This window comes from Halodurantibacterium daqingense (genome assembly GCF_042666235.1).
In the GTDB taxonomy this organism is placed as follows: Bacteria; Pseudomonadota; Alphaproteobacteria; order Rhodobacterales; family Rhodobacteraceae; genus Halodurantibacterium; species Halodurantibacterium daqingensis.
Genome location: NZ_JBHTFQ010000002.1, coordinates 513,114 through 534,047 on the forward strand (window position 1 = coordinate 513,114; position 20,934 = coordinate 534,047).

A 20,934-nucleotide genomic window follows, 5' to 3' on the forward strand; every position below is an offset into this window, starting at 1 on the left:
TGCCCTTCCTTGCGCCGTGACGGAACCGGGGGCCGGTGGGGGCGCGGCTGGTGGGGGTCACCCTGCAGGATTTTCCCGATCCCGGGCAGGCGCGGCGGGCAGGGGACCGTTGCACCTCAGTCCTTTCGGTTCCAGGCCTCCATCAGTGATTCCATGTAGTTTCCGGTGCTTTTCAGCTGGCTGATCATCTGCTCCATCGCGGCAAACCGGCTGCGGTAGCGTTCCTCGAGCAGCGCGGCCCGTTCCTCGAGCGCGGCGAGGCGGGCGTCGTCTTCGCCGCGCCGTGTGTCGATCTGCCGCTCGCGCAGGTCCAGCTCGCCGTTCCGGCCGGTGATCCGCGTCAGGAAGCTGCCCAGGCGATCGGAAAGGCTGATCCCCAGCCGGATTTCGGCCTCGGTCAGGCCCGGATCGGGTGTCACGATCACCCCGCCCAGCGGCCCTTCGAGGGCGAGATACTGCGTCCGGCCATCCTCGAGACTGCGAGAGATCATCGCCGAGCCCCCCAGCGTCGCCGAGCCCGTCTCGGGATCCAGCGCAAACCGGTAGGATCCGGGCGCGGCCCCCGGACGCGGCGCACCGGCGACCGTGATACCGGCCGTATCAGCCGCAAGCCGTGTCCGGAAGACCGCATCGAGGGCCGCAGGATCGGCCGCAAAGGCGCGGTCGAAGGTGGCGGCGTCAAGTGTCAGGGTGCCGTCGCGTTCCGTGCGCAGGCCGAACTGCGCCAGAAACAGCGGCTGCGGCCCGAACCCCACCAGCGGCGCGGTCGTCAGGGAGGCAAGCTGACGCTCGAGCGCCACGGCCGTCGTATCGGCGGCCAGCGGCCCTGCCTTGACACCCGGGCCGGCGCGCGCGGTCAGTTCACGCAGGCTGCCGCGGGCCGTGTTGATCTGATCCACCAGCTCGCGCATGGCCGCCTGCGCGGCCTGCGGATCGCGGCCCAGCATCACCGTGACCGGGCCAGGCGTCGCGGCCGCAAGGGCCAGGACGGCGCCGGGCAAGACGTCATCGATCAGATTCCTGGGCCGGCGCAGGGTGATGCCATCCACCACGATTTCGGCGTCGCTGGCTGCCGTGATCTGGTGATCGGCGGGGCCGGCGCTGGTGTCGAACCGCGCCAGATCCGAGCCGTCCTGCCCCGGTGTCACCGTCAGCGACAGCGCATTCGCCGCCCCTTCGGCCCCGCGCAGCGCCAGCGAAACGGTTCCGTCGCCCTTGTCCACGATCCAGGCGCTGACGCCTTCCAGCCGGTCAAGCGCGCGGGCCAGATCCTGCAACGTCGCCCCGTCTGGCAGGCTGATCTCCTGCGGGTCTGCCTGCGGGGCGAAGCCATCGGACAGAAGCCGCCCGCGGTCCAGCCGGATCGTGCCACCGCCCACCGCGGCTTCCGCGCTTGAAAACCCGCCGAATTCAAGTACCTGCGCCCGCGCGAGGCTGCGCACCTCGATCGCTTGGGTCACTTCGCGGGCGCGGGTCGGATCGGTAACCGAAACGGCCACCGCGCTGCTGCTGCTCAGGCCGATGGGCGCCCCGGCGGCGCGGGTTCCGGCCAGCCCCGCCTGAAGCCCCGCCAGCGCGCCACGCAGCCGCGACAGCGCCGAAACCGACAGATCGGCCTCGCGCAGACGGGCCTCGATCGCCTGCCGCTTGGGCGCGATCTCGGCCGTGACAAGGGAACTGGCAAGCTGCCCGAGGTTGAGGCCCGAGCCGCGCGTGTTCAACGTGCTGAGAATGTCGTTCATCCTGGCCTCCGACGGGCTGTGAACAGGGAAACGGCGCAGCAGCGGCGGGTGTTAGGGCGCCCCGCCATAATCGATCTCGATTTCGATGCGACGGTTGCGCTCGCGTGCCTCGGCACTGGTATTGGGCGCCACCGGCCGCGTCTCGCCATAGCTGACCGCCTTCATCCGTTCGGGGCCGACAAGGCCAGTGGCTTCGAGCTGGCGCACCACGCTGGCCGAACGCGCCGCCGCCAGATCCCAGTTGTTGCGATAGATCGACCCCGGGCCGATCGGCACATCGTCGGTATGGCCGGAAACGGTGATGCTGCTGGTGCTGCGCATGCTGGAGAAGGCGATGCGGGACATGATGTCGCGCGCCTCGGATGTCAGCGTGGCCGAGCCGGACGGGAAGGCGCCGCCGGCGCCGACGGTGACAAAGACCTTGCCATCGCGCCGCTCGACCTCGACCAGCCCCTCGCCCAGTTCCTGACGCAGGGCGACGCGCAGCGCGTCTTCGGCCACGGCGGCACGCTCTTCGGCGGCGCTGTCGTTCGCGCCCCCAGGCTGGGCACCCGTGGCCGGGCCGCCCGCGGCCGCGCCCGCATCCGCGCCGCCCTGCGCCGTGCCTTCGCCCGCACCCCCCGCAAGGGTGCCCTCGGCGGCAGAGCCTCCGGTCTGCGCCCCTTCACTTGCCGCAGCCAGGGCGCGCAGCATTTCGGCCTGCGCGCCTTCACCAGCGGCGCTGATCTGGACCTGCTCGCCCTCGATTTCGAGCGTCAGGGTGCCGTTCTCGATCGCTTCGCGCAGCGCGTCGGCCAGGCTTTCGGAATCGGATGGGGGTTTGCCATCCTCGCCTTCGCCGCCATCCTCGGATTTGGTTTCAAGTTCGGGGCGTTCCTGTTCGGTGGTCTGCTGGGTCAGCGTATCGGTGACGGACAGGGCCGGCGACGGGCTGAAATCCAGCGACAGGACGGTGGTGCCCTTGGGCGGTTCGACGATCGGCACCAGACGCTGCACCCCGAAGGAATCGCGCAGCGACCCCGAGATTTGCTTGAACTTGGGGACGTTGAATTCGGCAAAGGACAGGATCAGCACGAAGAACGCCATGAGCAGCGTCGCCATGTCGGCGAAGGTCGCCATCCAGGCGGGCGCACCGGGGGGCGGGCACTTCGGGCATTCCTGCTCTTCCTCGTCTTCGGGGGGCAGCTCGACGATCTTGGACATGGGCTCAGGCCGCCTGCAGCGTGGCCTGAACCTTGGGCGGCAGGCCCGCGGTCATCTGTTCCTGGATGTTGCGCGGGCTTTCGCCGCGGGCGATGTTGCGCAGCCCCTCCAGCACCATCTCGCGATAGAGCACCTCGTAGGTCGTGTAGCCCTCCATCTTGGTCAGCATCGGCCCGAACAGAACGTTGGCCAGGAAGGCGCCGTAAAGCGTGGTCAGAAGCGCCACCGCCATGGCCGGGCCGATCGCCTTGGCGTCCTCGATGTTGCCCAGCATCAGCACCAGTCCGATCAGCGTACCGATCATGCCCATCGCCGGGCCGATGTCGATCCAGGCCTTGACCACCGCCTGCGACTGGGCGTGCCGGCTTTTCATCGCGCTGATCTCCTGGCGCAACTGGCGTGTCAGCTTGGCCTCGTCGGCGCCATCGACCAGCAGTTGAAGCCCCTTTTCAAAGAACTTGTCGGGCACCTCCTGGCCCTCCAGCGCCATCATCCCGTCCTTGCGGGCCACGGCCGAGAGCTCGACGATCCGTTCGATCATCTCTTTCTGTTTCTTCATCTTGGGCATGAAGGCCTTGGCCATCGCCCCGAAACTGCCCAGAAACACCGGCAGCGGTGCCGTGTACATCACCGCGAAAAAGGTGCCGCCAAAGACGATCAGGATCGACGGCACGTCGATGAAGGGGCTGAGCCCCCCGCCCGAGATCATGGCACCGACGATCATGCCGACGGCGCCGATCAGTCCGATGAGTGAGGCGATATCCATTGGTCTGCCCTTTGCTGGCCTGCTGCTGCGCATCGCCTTCAAGAATCGTACCAGCCGGCGCGGGCACCGGCCCGGGGCACCTGGCATGGGACTTGCTTGCCCGTCGCAACCACGGCAGGAGCGGGACGGATGAGACGATTTTCCTTGCGGCACCTCGGGCGCGGGCGCGCCGCGATGCTGGCAGCGGCGATCTGGGGCGGTATCGCCGGGCAGGCGCTGGCGGCGGATCTTGTCCCCTGGGGCAATGTGGTGCGCGACATGGACAACCGGATCGACTGGCTGCGCTGTGCCGTGGGCCAGCGCTGGAATGGCGACACCTGCCTGGGCGAGGCCTTGCGGCTGAACCACGACGCCATGCCGCAGGTCATCGCCCAGGCGAACCAGCAGCTGGGCGGGCGCTGGCGGCTTCCCACCCGGCGCGAGCTTGAGGGCCTTCTGTGCCAGACCTGCCGCCCGGCGCGGATCGACCCGCGGCTGTTTCCCGCCACGCCCGCCACCTCGTTCTGGACGGGCCAGCGGCCGCTTCTGTCACCGCGCAACTACTGGAGCGTCAACTTCCTGATCGGTCACAGCTACGGCCGTTTTTTCCCGCAGCACGAACTTGCCGTGCGGCTGGTGCGCGACCGCCGCGACTGATCCGGGCCGGATGCTTGGCGGCGCGGCAGCGAAAAAGTTGCGCGGCCCGCTAAACATCCCGGCAGTGCGTCGTTTCCCCTCTCAGGCGCGAACCGCCAACATGGATCAGGAGGCGACAATGACTGCGATCAACACCAATACCGGCGCAATTCTGGCACGGGCGAACATGGCCCGCGTCAGCGAAGAGTTCAACACATCGATGTCCCGGCTGTCGTCGGGGCTGCGCATCAATGCTGCCAAGGACGATGCCGCCGGCATGGCGATCTCCGAGCGGATGACCTCGCAGATCAAGGGTCTGAACCAGGCAGTGCGCAACGCGGCCGACGGCAAGAACCTGGTCGATACCACCGAGGGCGCGCATGTCGAGATCAGCAACATGTTGCAGCGGCTGCGCGAACTGTCGGTGCAATCGGCCAACGATACCAACACCTCGTTCGACCGCCGCGCAATCAGCGCCGAGGCCAACCAGCTTGTGTCCGAGATCAACCGCGTTGCCTCGCAGACCACCTGGAACGGCATGTCGCTGCTGAACGGCGATTTTGCGGGCAAGCAGCTGCAGATCGGCGCCGACAAGGGCCAGACGCTGAACTTCAACGTCGACAGCGCCGCCGCCAAGGATATCGGCGCCCACAGGATCACGACGACCGGTGGCGTCAATCTGGGGGATGAGAGCGGCATCGAAAGCGAAACGCTGACACTGACCGGTCATCTCGGTTCGGCAGAAATCACCACCAGCGCAGAGCAGTCGGCAGAATCGCTGGCCAAGGCGATCAATGCCGAAGCCTCCAAGACGGGGGTCGAGGCGACGGCCATCAACAAGGCCAAGCTCAGCTTTGGCGTCGCCGGATCCGCTACGTTCAAACTGAACGGCGTTTCGATTTCGGCAAGTGTCAACGACACGGGCGACATCCGAACGCTGCGCGACGCGATCAATGCGGTTTCGGGCAAGACGGGCATCACTGCCACGATGGGTGCCAGCAATGGTGAAATCGTCCTGACCAGCGCCAGCGGCGCCGACATCAAGATCAGCGACTACAAAGCGGCAAGCGCCAACACCAAACTGGGTGTTGCAGGTCTCAAGTCTGACGGCAGCTTCGGAGAGGTCAAGACCATTGACAACACCGATAATAAAGGAGCCGTCGTGACCGGTCAGGTCGAACTCTCGTCGGCCAAATCCTTCGCGATCACGACAAATGAAAAATCCGGCAAGGCAGGTAAAAACGTGCTGGGCGAAGAAGCGGCTGGCGCCTCGAAGCTCGCCTCGGTCTCTGAAATCGACCTCAGCAGCGCCACGGGTGCGGCCGATGCGATCAAGGTGATCGACGTTGCGCTGCAGAAGATCAACCAGTCGCGCGCCGATCTGGGGGCGATCTCGAACCGGCTCGACAGCACGATCAGCAACCTCACCAACATCACCGTCAATATCGAGGGCTCGCGGTCGCAGGTGATGGATGCCGACTATGCCAAGGAATCGACGGCGCTGGCCCGCAGCCAGATCCTGTCGCAGGCCTCGACGGCGATGCTGGCGCAGGCCAATGCTTCCAAGCAGAACGTGCTCAGCCTGCTCCAGGGCTGACGGAATCCTGACGCCGCGATGCGGCCGACCCGGGGCGCGCGCCCCGGGTTTTTCGTTGCGAAACAGGCAGCCGGCCTGTCGGTTTTCCGGCACATTCCCGCGTCAAATAGATGATTTGCCTTGCCGCCCCCGAACACGCAGCTTGATGGCGCAGGTTCGGTAAGGGGGATGTCATGCAGCTTGTTCCGGTGCAGCAGCTTCGGCAGAAACAGTCGCTGGTGGTCACGGCCCAGCTGCAGCAGGCCATTGTCCTGCTGCAGATGAACAACCTGGAACTGCGCAGCTTTATCGAACAGCAGGCCGAGGAGAACCCCTTCCTCGATACCGGCGCCCGCCTGTCCGAGGCGCCGGCCCGGCCAGAAACGCCGCTGCCTTCGGGCGTCGATCAGGGAATGCAGGCCGGTGCGGCCCTTGCCGATGGCACGCTGTCGGGCCTTGCGCAAAGCAACCTGTTCGACAGTGACCGTGGGGGCCGGCAGCCTGGCGCCGGGGGGGATGCGCCGGATGCGGTCAGCCTTCTTGCGGCGGGGCGGCCCTCGCTTTATGCCCATGTCGGTGCGGCCATGGACCTGATGCTGGATGATCCGCGCGACCGGGCCATGGCCGAGGTGTTCCTTGAGGCGCTCGAACCCTCGGGCTGGCTGGGACGGCCGTTGGATCAGATCGCGGCGCTGTGTGGCTGTGATATGCCCAGGGCCGAAGCCCTGTTGGAGCGCCTTCAGCAGATGGAACCCGCCGGCCTTTTCGCGCGCGATCTGGCGGAATGCCTGCGCCTTCAGGCGGCGGATCGCGGCTGGCTGACGCCGGTTTTCGCGGCGCTTCTGGACAATCTGGCCCTGCTGGGCGCCGGGCAGATGCGGCAGCTGGCGCGCGCCTGCGGCTGCGAGTCCGAGGCGCTGCGCCCGCTTTTGCGGCAGTTGCGCAGCCTTGATCCCAAGCCCGGTGCGCAATTCTCGCACGAGGAGGCACCACTGCGCGCCCCTGATCTGATCGTGCGGCGTGCGGCGACGGGCTGGCAGGTGGATCTGAACCGTTCCACCCTGCCGTCGGTTCTGGTGAACGAGGATTATGCCGCCCGCGCCACCGCGCGTCGGATGCCCGAGGACGTGCGCCGCTTCGCCTCGGGGCGGGTGGCCGATGCGCGCTGGCTGCGCCGGGCGGTCGCGCAGCGCAACGACACCGCCCTGCGGGTGGGCGCCGAGATCGTGCGCCATCAGGAGGCCTTCCTGCTGCACGGACCCGCGCATCTGCGCCCGCTGATCCTGCGCGAGGTGGCCGATGCGATCGGGGTTCACGAAAGCACTGTCAGCCGCGTGACCACCGGCATGATGATGGCAACGCCACAGGGCAGCTTTCCGCTCAAGTTCTTCTTCAGCGCGGCGCTGAGCGCAGCCGATCCGGGGCAGGAGGCAGGCTCGGCCGCCGCGATCCGCTACCGGATCCGCCGGATCATCGAGGGCGAACCCGCCGATGCGCCGCTGAGCGATGACGCGATCGTCGAGATCATCGCCCGCGAAGGCGTGAACCTTGCCCGACGGACGGTGGCAAAATACCGCGAAATGCAGAACATCCCGTCGTCGTTCCAGCGACGGCGGCAGATGATGGTGTCGGGGCAGCTTTAGACCATGCGGCGCGGCTGGATCCCCGGGCGTTTCAGAAGCTCTGCCGATGCCGGGGCGGGTGCTGCGCGGTCTGGGCCCGCGCCGCCGCGCCGGTTCTGGCGGCGCCCGTCGCGCAAGGTGCTGGCGGTGGCATGCCTTCTGGCGGCGGCGGCGCTGATGCTCTGGGGTCCGACCGGGCACCACGAGGCCAGGCTGCACGCCTTGCAGGACGAGGTGACGGCGCTGCACGCGGCCATGGCCGCAGAGGAACGGCTCACCCAGACGCTTTCACTGCCCTGGGTGATCCTTGGCACAGGGCAGGCCGCGCCCGCTGTGGACTGACGCATCAGGAAACAGAGGCGGCCGATCCCGCCGCAGCACCGGATTTCTGACGCGGCACCGGCGCAAGCTTTCGAACCTCCGCGCCAGGATCCGGCTTCGCAGACCGGACGCGCCCCGGGCCGACAATTCCGTCCCGGCGGTATCCGTGCCCTCAACGCCAACGGCAGGCTGTCGGAAAGGGTCGATAAGGATGATACGAAGCCACTGCCGGGCCGGCTTGCACGCTGCGGCCGAAGGACCGCGGCTCAGCCGATTTCGGCCAGGGAAGGCGCTTGCACCGCGACAGGTTTGGCACCCCACCGGAAGCAGAGCGCCGGATCCAGTCGCTGCGCGACGTTCTGCGCCTCGCGCTCGTCATGGGCGGCGATCACCATCCAGAAGCCAAGCCCGGCCGTCGTCGCCTGACCGCGCAGCAGGGTGAGCCGCGCCCGTCGGGTGCACAGCATCACCAGCCCATAGGCCAGAAGCGCCAGAAACGGGCTGACCAGCGCCGTCGCAAGGCACGCCAGAACCACCGCCACAAATGGCGTCCAGAGCCGCCGGTTCAGCATCCAGAGCGGGGGCAGCGCCACGGCCAGCCAGTCCTCGCCCAAGGCAAGCAGGTCGGCAGGGCGCTGGCTGTTTCGCGCAGGTCCGCACCAAAGCTCCCAGCTTCGCAAGCCCGGTCGTTCTGCGGCTTCGGCCAAATCCGGTTCGGTCCCGATGCGGGAGCAGAGTTCGGAGGACGCCACCGCCCAATGCCCCAGATCAGGCCGCGGGGCGAGAACCGAGAATACGCGCCCGTCGCGCCAAAGGGTCAGTGCCACTTCGCGGCCTGGGGCGGCCGGTGCCATGCGCACCGCCAACACGTCCGGCGTGCCGCGGAAGGGCGCGCCATCAAGCCCGATCAGCACATCGCCGCCCCGCAGGCCAAAGGCGCGGGCCGTCCGGCCGGGATTGGGCTTGAGCATCAGATAGCCATCCGCCGGCGCATCCGCATTTCCGGAGGGGGTGGGGTCAGAGGCAGGGGCGGGCGGGATCATCGCTCAGGGATATTGCAGCGGGTTGTCGATCACGGCTGCGGGGCGCTGCGGGCTGCGCGCCGCAGGGCGGGCAGCCGGTTGCGCGGCGCGGCCCGCGCCGGCCGCAGCCGGCGCCAGGCGGGCCGTCAGTTCGGCCTGCTGGCGCAGAAGGCTGTTCAGCATCTCTTCGATCTGCACGCCGCCGCCCAGCGGGGCCAGCATCTTGCTGGTGGCAAGTTGCAGATCGGCGATCAGCGTACCGATCTCGCCAAGCTGCCGCGCCAGCCCGTCGTCGATATGGCGGTAAAGCGCGCTGACCATCTGCGGATCCAGCGCGGCGGCGGGGGAGTCCTGCGCGGCATTTGCAGCAAGCTCTGTCGTGGCCTCGGCCACCTGGGCCTCGATCCGGGCGAGCATCTCGGCCAGCCCCTCGTTGCGCGCGGCCAGATCCTCGACCAGGGCGGTCAGGCTCTCGCCCGGCTCCAGCACCTGTTCCAGCCGGTCCATCGTATCGGTCAGCAACACGAGGTTTTCCACCGACGTGGCGGTCATGGTGCGCAGCTCGGTCAGCGAGCGGAAATAGATCAGCCCGCCCATGCCCATCGCCAGAACAAGGCCCACCAAAGCGCCGGCGAGCACGAAGCTGGCCATGCGCTGCACCTGTTCCATCCGCGCGCCAAGGCGGCTGAAGTCGTTCTTGATGCGGTTGAATTCATGCGTCACATCGGTTGCCGCATCGGCCGCATCCAGCGCAAGCTGGATGCTGGTCTCGATCGCCTGGGTCTTGCTGCTCATCTCGGTCTCCGGGGCTGCTGCGGTGGGGGCGCGGGGGGCGGTTTCGGCTGGAACAGTGCACAATCCATGCCAGTCGTCTGCCGCACGACCAGCGCCGGCGGCTGGCGCGCGGCAAAGCCCATCGCGGCACAGGCCCACGGCCTTTCGGGACGATGGGTCACCCGCAGATACAGGCAGCCCGTGCAGCCGGTGCGCGCCATTGCCTAGCCCCCGCGACGCGGCTTGCGGGCGCGCCGCAGCCGCCGCAACAGCCGGCCCAGCGCAAAGCGGAAGGCGCCTGCCAGACACATCAGGGCCGACAGGCCCAGCGCAATCCCGCGCAACCCCGGCCCCGCGCCAAGTGCCTCGAGCCCGAGCCAGAGCGCCATGCCCAGGAAGGCTGCCGAGCTTATCTTTTCACCAAGGCTGTCGGGGCTGCGCAGGCTCATGCTGTCGCTCCTTTCAGGGGTTTGCCGAATTCGTCGAACCGCATATCCTCGGGCAGATCGACTTCGGGCGGTGCAGGCGGGGCCGACCCGGCCGCGAGGCCCTGTTCCAGCCGGAACACATGCGCCAGAACCGTCGCCACCGCCGAATAAAGCGGATCGGGGATTTCGGCGCCGATGCTGCCGGTGAAATAAAGTGCCCGGGCCAGAAGCGGGCTCTGGAACCGGGTGATGCCCGCCGCATCTGCGCGGCGCAGGATTTCCTCGGCGATTGCGCCGCGCCCCATGGCCAGAACCACCGGGGCGCCGGGGCTGCCGGGTTCATAATGCAGGGCCACCGCGAAATGCGTCGGGTTGGTGATGATCGCCGTCGCCTGCGCCACCTTGTCGAGCGCCCCCCGCTGGCTGGCCGCACGGGCGCTGGCTTCATACTGCAGGCGCCGGATCCGCGACTTGACCTCGGGCGAGCCTTCGGTCTGCTTGTTCTCGTCCTTGATTTCCTGCCGGCTCATGCGCAGGGTCTTCATCAGGCTGTGATGCTGCCACATCACATCCAGAACCGCGATCACCGCCAGCCCGACAAGAAGCGCCGCCAGCACGAACAGCAAGGCCGCGTGCATCTGTCCCGAGGCCGCGCCAAGCCCCTGCAGTGCCAGAAGATCCAGTTGCGGCAGCAACAGCAGGATCGTGACGGCCGCACTTGCCCCCAGCAACAGCACCTTGAGCACCGCCTTGCCCATTTCCACCAGCGCCTTGAGCGACACCATCCGCTTGAGCCCCGACAGCGGGTTGATGCGCTTGACCTTGAAGCCCAGTGCCCCGGGGGCAAAATTGATCCCGCCCAGTGCCGCCTGGATGCCCAGCGTCACCAGCATCAGCGGCACGCCCAGCGCAAGCCCCGCCACGATCACCGCAAGCAGCGCCTGGACCAGGTGGCCAAGGACAACCGCCTCCAGCGTCTCGGGCGAGGTGATGCGGAAATAGCCGGCCCAATGCCCCGTGATGCGTGGCACCAGCGGCGGTGCCATCATCAGAAGCAGCGTGCCGGCGGCAAGGGTGCCAAAGACCATCGCCTCTTTCGAGGTCAGGATCTGCCCCTCTTCCCGTGCCTTGTCCAGCTTGCGGGCAGAGGGCTCTTCGGTCTTTTCCTGGCCGTCGTCCTGACCCTCAGCCATCGGCCAGCCCTCCGATCATGTCGCGCAGCGCCGCCAGCGCCGCCCCGGTCAGATCGGCAAAGGCATGCGCCAGATGCGGCACGTTCACGAACAGAAGCGCGAAGGTCGCAAGCAATGTCACGGGAAAGCCGAAGGAGAACAGGTTCAGCTGCGGGGCCGACCGGGTGATGACGCCGATGGTGATGTTGATCAGCAGCAAGGCCGCCACGACCGGCAGCATGATCAGCGCGGCCAGAAACAGCATCTGCCCGCCGGCGGCGATCCCGGCCGCGGTCAGGGCAGGCAGGTTCGCCGGCGCACCGACGGGAATGATGCGGTAGCTGTCGATCAGGATGGAGAGGGCGGCCAGATGTCCTTCCTGCGCAAGAAAGATCGCCACCAGGAACAGCGCGAAGAACTGGCTGACCACCGGCGTCTGGCCGCCGCCCATCGGATCGAACTGCGCCGCAAAGCCAAGCCCCGAGGTCGCGGCGATCCGGTCCCCGGCGACCGAGGCGGCGGCGAAGAATATGGTCAGCACCAGCCCGGCCGTCAGCCCGATCGCAAGCTCGGTCGCGATCACCGGCAGCACGGCGGGCGTTGCAAGGATCTGCGGCGATGGCAGCGGCACGATCTGCAGCACCAGAAGCCCCAGCGCCACCGACAGCACGATCCGCACCATCACCGGGATCTGGCGGGCGCCGAACATCGGCGCGGCAATCAGGAAGCCTCCGCAGCGCAGCGTCGCGATGAACAGCTGCAGAAGCCAGTCCAGCAGCCCCTGAAGGGCCAGGCCCGGGAGGGCGTCAGCGGTGCCGGGAACAAACAGCATCGGCTATCGGATCGCGCCGATGTCTTCGATGACGAAGGCGAAATAGTCGGTCAGCTGGCCCAGCATGAAGGCCGAGGCCAGCCCCATCGTCGCCAGCACCACCACCAGCTTCGGCACGAAGCTCAGCGTCGCCTCGTTGATCGAGGTCGCAGCCTGCAGGACGCCCACCGCCAGCCCCACCGCCAGCGCCACCCCCAGAACCGGCCCCGAGATGATGATGATCGTCCAGTAGGCAAGCCGCAGGTGTTCGATATTGCCGTCGAAATCCATTCACATCCCCTGCCCATACGAGGACACCAGCGCCCCCAGCGTCAGCGACCAGCCGTCCACCAGCACGAACAGCAACAGCTTGAAGGGCAGCGACACCAGCATCGGGCTCAGCATCATCATCCCCAGCGCCATGAGGATCGAGGCGATCACCATGTCGATCACCAGAAAGGGCAGGAACAGCAGGAACCCGATCTGGAACGCGGTCTTGAGTTCGGAGGTCAGGAAGGCCGGAAGAAGCACCGACAGCGGCACGTCGGCTTCGGTTTCATAGGGTCCGGTGCCTGAAAGCTCGCTGAACAGCAGCAGCTCGCGGCTGCGGGTGTTCTGCAGCAGAAAGCCGCGCACGATCGACGTGGCTTCGGCCAGCGCCGGCTCGGGGGCAAGCGTGCCCTGAAGATAGGGATCAAGCGCCCGGTCATACACCGCGCCCAGCGTCGGCTGCATGATGAAGAAGGTCAGGAACAGCGCCAGCGCGATCAGAACCTGGTTCGGCGGCGTCTGCTGCGTTCCCAGCGCCTGCCGCAGGATCGACAGCACGATGATGATGCGGGTAAAGGCCGTCATTCCAAGAACAAGCGACGGCAGCACCGTCAGCGCCGTCATCAGCGCGAGGATCTGCAGCGAAAGCGACCAGGTGGTGCCCTCGGGGCCGCTGCTGATCGAGAGCGCGGGCAGTCCCTGCGCGGCGGCGGCCGATGACAGGGACATCAGCATCAGCAGTGCCAGTGGCATCGCGATCGCGGCGCGCAACCTGCGCCAGGCAGGGGCAAGGATCATGGGCGCGCTCCTGTCGGGGTTGGGCCTGCGGGGGGCGCCACGGGGCCTTGCAATGTGGCGGGATGCGCGGCCGTTCCGGCTGAGGCGGCGCCCCCGTGCAGCAGGGGCGCAGCGGTGGCGGCGGGAAGCGGATGCAGTTGCGGTGCCTGCCCCCGGGCCGTAACCACGAGATACCGCGCGCCATCAACCTCGATCAGCACCGCACGCTCGCGGTCTCCCAGCGAAACGGCCTCGACCACCGCAAGCCGGCGCGCCGCGCGCAAGCGGTGCCCAAGCGCGCCGCGCTGCAGATGCACCGCCGCCCAAAGCGCCAGAAGAAGCGCAAGAAACACCACAAGCGTGATGATCCGGCCCGTCGTCAAAAGCTCCATCGCCATGCCTTCCATCGATTCCGGAAACGGAAATGCAGGAACCATGCCAAAGAGATTTTTCTCGTTATGTCAGGAGCTTCGCATCGCCCCGCGCTAGTTTGTCAGGCTTTTGACACCGCCCGGCCCGGAGGGCCTTGGCAGATGCAGGGCCCCCGCACCCCGAGGCGAGGGGCGGTTGCCGCTGGGGAAGTGGCGGATGACAGGAGGTGCCGCGGCGGGGATGAGGGGGCGCCCTGCGGCCGCCCCGGGCGGGAATTTCCCGGGTCAGGCCGGCAGGAAGGGCTTTGCCGCCGCGCAGTCGGCAGTTCCGGAACAAGGCCCGCAGGGCGTTCCGGCGCGCCTCGCCCTGATGCGGGCGCGACAGGGACGCGCGGACAGGGGCGTCGTGCAACGCGCTCGACCGCCTCAGTCAGGGGCGGGCGCGTCTGATCGCGTCTGGGCATCCTCCGCGCACCCCACCAGCACCGCGGCATCCAGATGGCAGCGGATCTGGTGGCCCCCGTGGTCATGAAGGGGTGGCAGTTCGGTCGCGCACCGATCACCCGGCACCAGATGCCGGCGATGACAGCGCGTCTGGAACGGACATCCGGGGGGCGGTGCCAGGGCCGAGGGCATGTCGCCCTCCAGCAGGATCGGCTTGCGGTCGGTCCCCGGATCGACCTGCGGCACCGCCGACAGCAGCGCCTCGGTATAGGGGTGATGCGGCCGGGCAAAGACCTGATCGGTCGTGCCCAGTTCGACCACATGACCCAGATACATCACCATCACCCGGTCGGCGAGATAGCGCACGATCGACAGGTCGTGGCTGATCAGTACCAGCGTGGTGCCGTGATCGCGCTGGATCTCGCCCAGAAGCTCGGTCACGGCGGCCTGCACGCTCACGTCCAGCGCCGAGACGGGTTCATCCGCGACCACGATCCGTGCTTCCCCGGCAAAGGCGCGGGCGATACCCACGCGCTGCTTCTGCCCGCCCGAGAGCTGCCGCGGCCGCCGGGCCGCGATCGCCGCCGGCAGCTTGACGAGATCAAGAAGATCCCGCATCCGGTTGCGCCGGTCCTCGCGGCTGTCGCCGCGGCCGAACCGCTCCAGCGCCCGCAGGATCTGCCGGCCCACGGTCATCGACGGGTTGAGCGTGTCGAACGGGTTCTGGAACACCATCTGCAGGCCGGCGACCAGTGCGCGGGGGCGGCGTTCGACCGGAAGCGACTGGATTTCCTGCCCCTCCAGCAGCAACCGGCCCGAACTTGCGGTCTCGAGCCCGGTGATCAGCTTGGCAAGGGTGGACTTCCCGCAGCCGCTTTCGCCCACGATGGCAAAGGTTTCGCCCGCCCGGACGCTGAAGCTGATGGATTCATTGGCGCGGATCGGCCGCCCGTCCGGGCCGGGATAACACTTGCGCAGATCCTCGGCCCGCAGCAGCACCTCGCCCAGGGGTGCGCGCGGCGGGCGGCGCGAGGGAGGCGGCACCGCCTGCCAGTCGATCTCGTGCAGGCGCAGGCAGCGGCTGTCGTGCCCCGCTCCGGCAGGCAAGAGCGGCACCGGTCCCGCGTCGCAGCGCCCGGCCTGAAAATGGTCGCAGCGCGGGCCAAAGCTGCACCCCGGCGGGCGATCCCGCGGCAGCGGCAAGGTGCCGGGAATGGGCCGAAGCGGGCGGGTGATGCGATCCGAGGCGGGCCGGGGGATCGCGTCGAACAGCGCGCGGGTATAGGGGTGGCGCATGTCCTGAAAGACGGTCGCCACCTTGCCGGATTCGACGGCCTCGCCGGCATACATCACCGTGATCCGGTCGCAGACGTCCCGCACAAGGCCAAGGTTGTGACTGATGAACAGCATCGCCGTGCCATATTTGCGCCCAAGGCCACGCACGAGATCGATGATCCCGGCCTCGACCGTCACATCCAGCGCGGTCGTGGGCTCGTCCAGGATCAGAAGCGCCGGCCGCGCCATCAGCGCCATCGCGATCACGATGCGCTGCTGCTGGCCGCCGGACAACTGGTGCGGATAGGCGTTCAGGATGCGGTCGGGGTCGGGCAGGCGCACATCCGCGATCATCTCGCGCGCACGATCAAGCGCAGCGCGGCGGGAAAGATTCCGGTGAAGCATAGGAACTTCAGCCAGTTGCGCGCCGATCTTCATGGAGGGGTTGAGGCTCGCCATGGGTTCCTGATAGATCATCGCGATTTCGGCGCCGCGGATCCGACGCAGCTCGGACGTGCTCAGCGTTGCCAGATCGCGACCACGGAACCGGATCGTGCCGGCGCTGATCCGGCCATTGCGGCCCAGATCGCGCAGAATCGCCAGGGCCACCGTGGACTTGCCGCAGCCGCTTTCGCCCACGAGGCCCAGAACCTCGCCCGGCCCGATGCGGCAGGAAAACTCCGAAACCGCGGGAATGTCGCCGGCGCGGGTGGTAAAGCGGACGGAGAGTGCGTCGATGTCAAGGATCGGTGGCATGGGTCAGTCCCTCTCGCTGGCTTCGCGCAGCGCATCGGCAAGAAGGTTCAGCGCCAGAACCAGGCTCATCAGCGCCAGGGCCGGGGCCAGCGCCGCATGCGGAAAGGCCGACAGAAGCCTGCGGCCATCATTGATCGTCGAGCCCCAGTCGGGGCTTTCCGGGCTGACCCCCAGACCGAAGAAGCCCAGCGTGCCAAGAAGGATCGTCGTATAGCCGATGCGCAGGCAGAAATCGACGATCAGCGGGCCCCGCGCATTGGGCAGGATTTCCCACAGCAGGATATACCAAAGGCCCTCGCCACGGGTCCGGGCGGCGGCCACGTAATCGCGCGCGCGCAGATCCATGGTCAGGCCGCGCACGATGCGAAACACCGTCGGAGCATTGACAAAGGCCACCGCGACAAAGACGTTGAGCAGGTTCGGCTCCATCCGCCAGAGTCCCAGGGGATCCGCATCGAAGGCCAGCCCCGCCCAGGCCCAGAACCCCAGCAGCAGCACCGCTCCCAGCGCCCCGGCCCGCATCAGACCGCTGCCGGACTGGCGACTGTGCACAAGAAGCAGCAGGAACAGCACCGGGAACAGGAACAGGACCGCCGCCAGAGTCGTCGGGATCGCCGTAAGCTGGATTTCCGGCGTGACAAGAAGGTAGAACAGCAGGATCACCGGAAAGGCCAGAACCAGATTGGCAAGGAAGGTCAGCGCCGCATCCAGCCGCCCGCCGACATAGCCCGCCGGCAGGCCCAGGGTGATGCCCATGACAAAGGCGAGCGCCGTCGCGGCAGGCGCGATAACCAGTACCCGGCGCGCGCCCATCACCATCCGCGAAAAGACGTCGCGCGCGCGGCTGTCACCGCCCAGCAGGTAATGGCCATATCCCTCGCCCGGGTTGGGCAGCGGCGCGCCCGGCAAGGCATTGCGCATCCCGCTTTGTGCGGCAAGCACCGGATGGGTGATGATCAGATCGGCGAAAAGCGCCGTGAACACCCAGAACAGCACCAACACCACGCCCAGAAGCCCCATGGGGCCGGTGATGACGCGGCCATAAAGCCCCAGCCGCGCACGCAGCGAAAAGGACACCGCGAGCGTTACGGCCAGCGCCGCCCAGACCGGCCAGAACCGGATCAGGGCCTGCCAGAGGATTGCGCCCCAGCCAAGCGGTTCCATCGGCCTCTCCTATGTCACGCGGATGCGGGGGTTGAGCAGCCGGTAGCCAAGATCGGATACAAGCTGGGTTGCCAGCACCACCACCACCGCCACCACCGAACAGGCCAGCAGCAGGTCAATGTCGTTGTTGCCCGCCGCCTGCACCAGCGTCCAGCCGAACCCCTTGTAGTTGAACAGGGTTTCCACGATCACCACGCCGTTCAGAAGCCAGGGGAACTGCAGCATGATGACGGTGAACGGCGCGATCAGCGCGTTGCGCAGCGCATGGCGCAGGACGATCGTGCCAAAGCCCAGGCCCTTGAGCCGCGCGGTGCGGATATACTGCTGGGTCATCACCTCGGCCATGCTGGCGCGGGTCATCCGCGCGATGTAACCGGTGCCGTAAAGCGCGATCGTCGCCACCGGCAGGGCAAAGTTCCAGAAGGTGATGCGGGTGCTGGCGCTGGTGGCCGTGCCAAGGAACAGGGTGTTGCGGTCCAGAAGGCCCCAGTCCTTCAGGATCGGCGAAAGCCCCGTGCTGGCCGAGCCGAGCAGTGCGATCAGCACCACGCCCGAGACATATTCCGGGGTGGCAGCGCTGCCGATGGCCACCGCCGAAAGTGCGCGGTCGGTGCGGCTGCCTTCACGCATGCCGGCCAGAACCCCCAGCGTCAGCGCGGTGGGCACCATGACGATCATCACCCAGATCATCAGCCAGCCGGTGGCCGGCAGGCTCCAGCCCAGAACCGTTGCCACATCGCTCCGCAGGCTGGTGGAAAAGCCCCAGTGCCCCTGCAGGACACCGCAGAAGCGCACCTCGGGCGCCGCGCAACGGCCAGGCACACCGGCCGCGGCACCCGCGCCATCAGGCACCACGCCCAGCCATTCGCCATAGCGCAGCAACAACGGCCGGTCATAGCCATTGCGCACCAGCCAGCTTGCCACCTCGGCATCGGTCATCCGGCTCGAGGCTTCGGTGCGGGCCAGTTTCTCTAGGTTGGGCGGCAGATGCGTGAGGTAGAAGACGATGAACGTCAGGCACAGCGCCGTCAGGATCATCAGCGCCACCCGGCGCAACAGGAACTTCAGCATGACGGGGCCTCTGGCGGGGCGGGCTGCTGCCCGCCCGGTCGCGGCACTCAGTCCTCCAGCCAGTATTTGTAGAGGTGCAACTCGAAGGTCGGGTGCATTTCGGCGCCCCGTACATTGGGGCGGCTGTGCCGGTAGATCGAGCGCCAGTAGGGCTGGATCAGCACGCCTTCCTCCTGCAGGATCTGCTGGATCCGCGCCATGACCTCGCGGCGCTGATCGGCATCGGCGATCGACATCGCCTCGGTCAGAAGCGAGTCGAACTCGGCATTGGAAAAGGCGGTTTCATTCCAGGCCACGCCGGACCGATAGGCGATCGCCAGCGTCTGCACGCCAAGCGGGCGCATGTTCCATTCGGTCGCCGAGAAGGGATATTTGGTCCAGTCGTTCCAGAAGGTCGCGCCCGGAAGGATGGTGCGGCGCACATTGATGCCGGCGTCACGCAACTGGGCCGCCACCGCATCGCAGGTCGCGGCCTGCCAGTCATCGTCGAGCGAGATCAGCTCGAACTCGGTCTCGGCATGGCCGGCTTCCTCCAGCAGCGCCAGCGCCGCGGCGGGATCGTGGACGGGGGGCGGCAATTCGGCATATTCGGGATGGATCGGGCAGACATGGTGGTTTTCCGCCACCTCGCCAAGATCATTATAGCCCAGTTCCAGCACCACCGCATTGTCCACCGCCATCTGCAGCGCGCGGCGCACGCGCACATCCCGGTATTCCGGCGCCTCCTGGTTGAAGCGCACGGCCAGCGTGGCCGCGGTGATCGCCTCGGTGCGGGTCCAGCCCAGCGCATCCATGATGTCGATGAAATCGCCCGTGGTCTGATAGGTCATGTCGATCTCGTCCGCCTCGGCCGCGGCGACCCAGGCGGCGCCATCGGTGCCGTAGTCGGTGAACTCGATCCGGTCGAGCCAGGCGCCTTCGCCCCACCAGGCATGGTCGGTGTTGCGCACCAACGTGGCCCGCAGCCCCGGTTCGAAGTTCTCGGGCAGGAATGGGCCGGTGCCGATCGGCGCGGCCAGCAGATCGCCACCGTCATAGGAGGGATGCACCACCGCCGCGGGATAATCGGCAAGGTTGGCGATCAGGGTGATATCGGGTTCCGACAGCGCCAGGCGCAGGCTGTGGTCATCCAGAATCTCGATCGCATCCGCGCGCAGACGGTTGGTTTCGGTATCCATCAGCGGCGCCATGCGTCCTGCCATGGAATTGCCTTCAAGCGTGCCGTCGCACCAGCGCTCGAAGTTGTGGGCCACGTCATGGGCGGTGAAGGGATCGCCGTTGTTCCAGCTGACACCCTGGCGGATGTACATCAGATACTCGGTCGCATCCTCGTTCACCTCCCACCGTTCCAGCAGGACGGGGGCGAAGGTGCCGTCGATATTGTATTCAACGAGATATTCCAGCCAGCCGCGGTAGAAGTTTGAGATCTGCGACCAGTCGGCCAGCCGCGGATCCTTGAGCGCCTTCAGCTCCATCTGGATCCGCAGCGTTCCGCCCTGAACCGGAGTCTGGGCGCGCGCAGCAGGGGCGGCCAGCCCCAGCAAGCCGTAAGCCGCGGCGGCCGAGGCGCCCAGCGCGCTGGCCCGGGTCAGGAATTCGCGCCGGTCAAGAAGGCCCGCACGGCATTCCTGCGCGAACAGCGTCACGGCGGGGTGAAGGGTGCCCGCATCGGGCGATGGCTTGGTCATCGGTTCCTCCTGTCCCGGCCGGCAGGGCCAGCCATTCGTTGCAGCGCCGCATGTGCCGGTGGCAGGCCGGCCGGAAGGGCCAGGTGCGACAAGTCCTCGTAGAAGAAACGACAGAGGCCGTCAGGTCAACCCGTGAGGGTATCAAACGCGGGATCCGTCAGGGATCTTGCCACAGCCGGCGCGGGAAGAGGCGCGGGCGTCAGCCCCCCTTGCGGAAGGCCGAGGGCGTCTTGCCGGTGCGCTGGTGAAAGCTGCGGGTGAAATAGGCGGGCGAGCGGAAGCCGAGGCTCTTCGCGACCTCCTTGACCGGGGCCGAGGTTTCGGCCAGCAGGCGGCGGGCCTCGAACAGCAGCCGGTCCTGCAGAAGATCATGGGCGGCACGGCCACAGCTTTGCCGGCAGGCGCGGCTGAGATGGGTGGGGGTCACCCCCAGCGCGGTGGCATAATCGGCAATGTCCAGCCCCTGCCGGAAATCCCGTTCGAGAAGCGCGGCAAAGCGCGCTGCCAGCCGGTGCGCCGCATCGGGGCGCCGCGCCGGTTCCTGGTGCAGGGCAAGCCGCTCGATGCAGATCGCGATCAGCCCCGAAAGATGATGCACCGCGCGGTCATGGCCGGGGCGGCGCCCGTCGGATTCGCGCTGGATCTGGTCGATCAGCGATGTCAGTTCGGCCTGGGCAGAGGCCTCGCGCAGACGCAGGTGCTGCGGAGCCTCGGGCAGATGGGTCAGCCCGTGGTCGCGGCCGAAGAACAGCGCGGTGCCATAGGTCTGGGCGGTCATGTCAAAGCCGTGCATCGTGCCGGCCGGCAGGAAGATCGCATTATGGGCGCCAAAGCCCCGGGTGACGCCGGACACGGTGATCCGCCCCTGGCCCCGGGTGAACCAGAGCAGCAGCGGCTCGGCGTAGGAGCGCATCGCCTCGATCCGCCAGCGTCCGCCGGCGGCAAGACGGGCAATCGGCACCACACGCGGCCGGGCCGGGCTGTCGGGAATCAGGGTCACTGCCATTTCCGCTGTCCTTCTGGAACGACCCTTGCGCGGGTTCGGTCGGATGACGCAACCCTAGGG

At 67.5% G+C, this 20,934-nt stretch carries 20 protein-coding genes; 4 read left to right on the top strand and 16 right to left on the bottom strand.

Annotation, left to right across the window (positions count from 1 at the left end; all coding sequences use genetic code 11):
- Positions 1–116: 116 nt before the first annotated feature.
- From fliD to ACFQXB_RS05890, 3 genes are read right to left on the bottom strand one after another with little or no spacing between them, the layout of a single operon-like run.
- A complete protein-coding gene (gene fliD, locus ACFQXB_RS05880; protein WP_377400532.1) occupies positions 117–1,742 on the bottom strand; it encodes a flagellar filament capping protein FliD in 1,626 nt (541 codons plus the stop codon).
- Between the two features lie 51 nt (positions 1,743–1,793).
- Entirely contained in the window at positions 1,794–2,945 is a 1,152-nt protein-coding gene (locus ACFQXB_RS05885; protein WP_377400535.1) for a flagellar motor protein MotB, read from the bottom strand.
- 4 nt (positions 2,946–2,949) lie between these two features.
- Entirely contained in the window at positions 2,950–3,711 is a 762-nt protein-coding gene (locus tag ACFQXB_RS05890; RefSeq protein WP_377400538.1) for a motility protein A, read from the bottom strand.
- A gap of 129 nt (positions 3,712–3,840) precedes the next feature.
- Between ACFQXB_RS05890 and ACFQXB_RS05895 the strand changes: the two genes are divergently transcribed.
- From ACFQXB_RS05895 to ACFQXB_RS05910, 4 genes are all read left to right on the top strand, one after another.
- Positions 3,841–4,347, top strand: coding sequence for an Lcl C-terminal domain-containing protein (locus tag ACFQXB_RS05895; protein WP_377400541.1), 507 nt, complete (start codon positions 3,841–3,843; stop codon positions 4,345–4,347).
- 118 nt (positions 4,348–4,465) lie between these two features.
- On the top strand, positions 4,466–5,923 hold the full coding sequence (locus ACFQXB_RS05900) for a flagellin N-terminal helical domain-containing protein (protein ID WP_377400544.1): 1,458 nt from the start codon (positions 4,466–4,468) through the stop codon (positions 5,921–5,923).
- A gap of 173 nt (positions 5,924–6,096) precedes the next feature.
- Positions 6,097–7,545, top strand: coding sequence for an RNA polymerase factor sigma-54 (gene rpoN, locus ACFQXB_RS05905; RefSeq protein WP_377400547.1), 1,449 nt, complete (start codon positions 6,097–6,099; stop codon positions 7,543–7,545).
- Positions 7,546–7,671: 126 nt separating this feature from the next.
- On the top strand, positions 7,672–7,866 hold the full coding sequence (locus tag ACFQXB_RS05910) for a hypothetical protein (RefSeq protein ID WP_377400550.1): 195 nt from the start codon (positions 7,672–7,674) through the stop codon (positions 7,864–7,866).
- Between the two features lie 245 nt (positions 7,867–8,111).
- On the opposite strand, the gene ACFQXB_RS05915 is transcribed toward ACFQXB_RS05910, so the two are convergent.
- From ACFQXB_RS05915 to ACFQXB_RS05975, 13 genes are all read right to left on the bottom strand, one after another.
- Positions 8,112–8,816, bottom strand: coding sequence for a hypothetical protein (locus ACFQXB_RS05915; protein WP_377400553.1), 705 nt, complete (start codon positions 8,814–8,816; stop codon positions 8,112–8,114).
- A 75-nt stretch (positions 8,817–8,891) separates the two neighbouring features.
- Positions 8,892–9,662, bottom strand: a complete 771-nt coding sequence (locus ACFQXB_RS05920) for a hypothetical protein (RefSeq protein WP_377400556.1) — start codon at positions 9,660–9,662, stop codon at positions 8,892–8,894.
- 203 nt (positions 9,663–9,865) lie between these two features.
- Positions 9,866–10,090, bottom strand: a complete 225-nt coding sequence (locus tag ACFQXB_RS05925) for a hypothetical protein (RefSeq protein ID WP_377400559.1) — start codon at positions 10,088–10,090, stop codon at positions 9,866–9,868.
- Positions 10,087–11,262 carry an EscU/YscU/HrcU family type III secretion system export apparatus switch protein gene (locus ACFQXB_RS05930; RefSeq protein ID WP_377400562.1) on the bottom strand — a complete coding sequence of 392 codons (1,176 nt, stop codon included), beginning with the start codon at positions 11,260–11,262 and terminating at the stop codon, positions 10,087–10,089. Before ACFQXB_RS05930 ends, ACFQXB_RS05925 begins: the two co-directional genes overlap by 4 nt.
- Positions 11,255–12,073 (bottom strand): flagellar biosynthetic protein FliR, encoded by an 819-nt coding sequence (gene fliR / locus ACFQXB_RS05935; protein ID WP_377400565.1) that lies wholly within the window; start codon positions 12,071–12,073, stop codon positions 11,255–11,257. The genes ACFQXB_RS05930 and fliR overlap by 8 nt, the downstream gene beginning before the upstream one ends.
- A 3-nt stretch (positions 12,074–12,076) precedes the next feature.
- The gene (fliQ, locus tag ACFQXB_RS05940; RefSeq protein ID WP_377400568.1) at positions 12,077–12,343 is read right to left on the bottom strand and encodes a flagellar biosynthesis protein FliQ; all 267 of its coding nucleotides are present in this window, start codon (positions 12,341–12,343) and stop codon (positions 12,077–12,079) included.
- Positions 12,344–13,120 (bottom strand): flagellar type III secretion system pore protein FliP, encoded by a 777-nt coding sequence (gene fliP, locus ACFQXB_RS05945; RefSeq protein ID WP_377400571.1) that lies wholly within the window; start codon positions 13,118–13,120, stop codon positions 12,344–12,346.
- A complete protein-coding gene (locus tag ACFQXB_RS05950; protein WP_377400574.1) occupies positions 13,117–13,536 on the bottom strand; it encodes a flagellar biosynthetic protein FliO in 420 nt (139 codons plus the stop codon). Before ACFQXB_RS05950 ends, fliP begins: the two co-directional genes overlap by 4 nt.
- A gap of 360 nt (positions 13,537–13,896) precedes the next feature.
- The gene (locus tag ACFQXB_RS05955; protein ID WP_377400577.1) at positions 13,897–15,945 is read right to left on the bottom strand and encodes an ABC transporter ATP-binding protein; all 2,049 of its coding nucleotides are present in this window, start codon (positions 15,943–15,945) and stop codon (positions 13,897–13,899) included.
- Positions 15,946–15,948: 3 nt separating this feature from the next.
- On the bottom strand, positions 15,949–17,109 hold the full coding sequence (locus tag ACFQXB_RS05960) for an ABC transporter permease (RefSeq protein WP_377400580.1): 1,161 nt from the start codon (positions 17,107–17,109) through the stop codon (positions 15,949–15,951).
- Between the two features lie 9 nt (positions 17,110–17,118).
- Positions 17,119–18,180, bottom strand: a complete 1,062-nt coding sequence (locus ACFQXB_RS05965; RefSeq protein ID WP_377400583.1) for an ABC transporter permease — start codon at positions 18,178–18,180, stop codon at positions 17,119–17,121.
- A 47-nt stretch (positions 18,181–18,227) separates the two neighbouring features.
- Positions 18,228–19,868, bottom strand: coding sequence for an ABC transporter substrate-binding protein (locus ACFQXB_RS05970; protein WP_377400586.1), 1,641 nt, complete (start codon positions 19,866–19,868; stop codon positions 18,228–18,230).
- 199 nt (positions 19,869–20,067) lie between these two features.
- A complete protein-coding gene (locus tag ACFQXB_RS05975; RefSeq protein ID WP_377400589.1) occupies positions 20,068–20,874 on the bottom strand; it encodes a helix-turn-helix domain-containing protein in 807 nt (268 codons plus the stop codon).
- Positions 20,875–20,934: the final 60 nt, after the last annotated feature.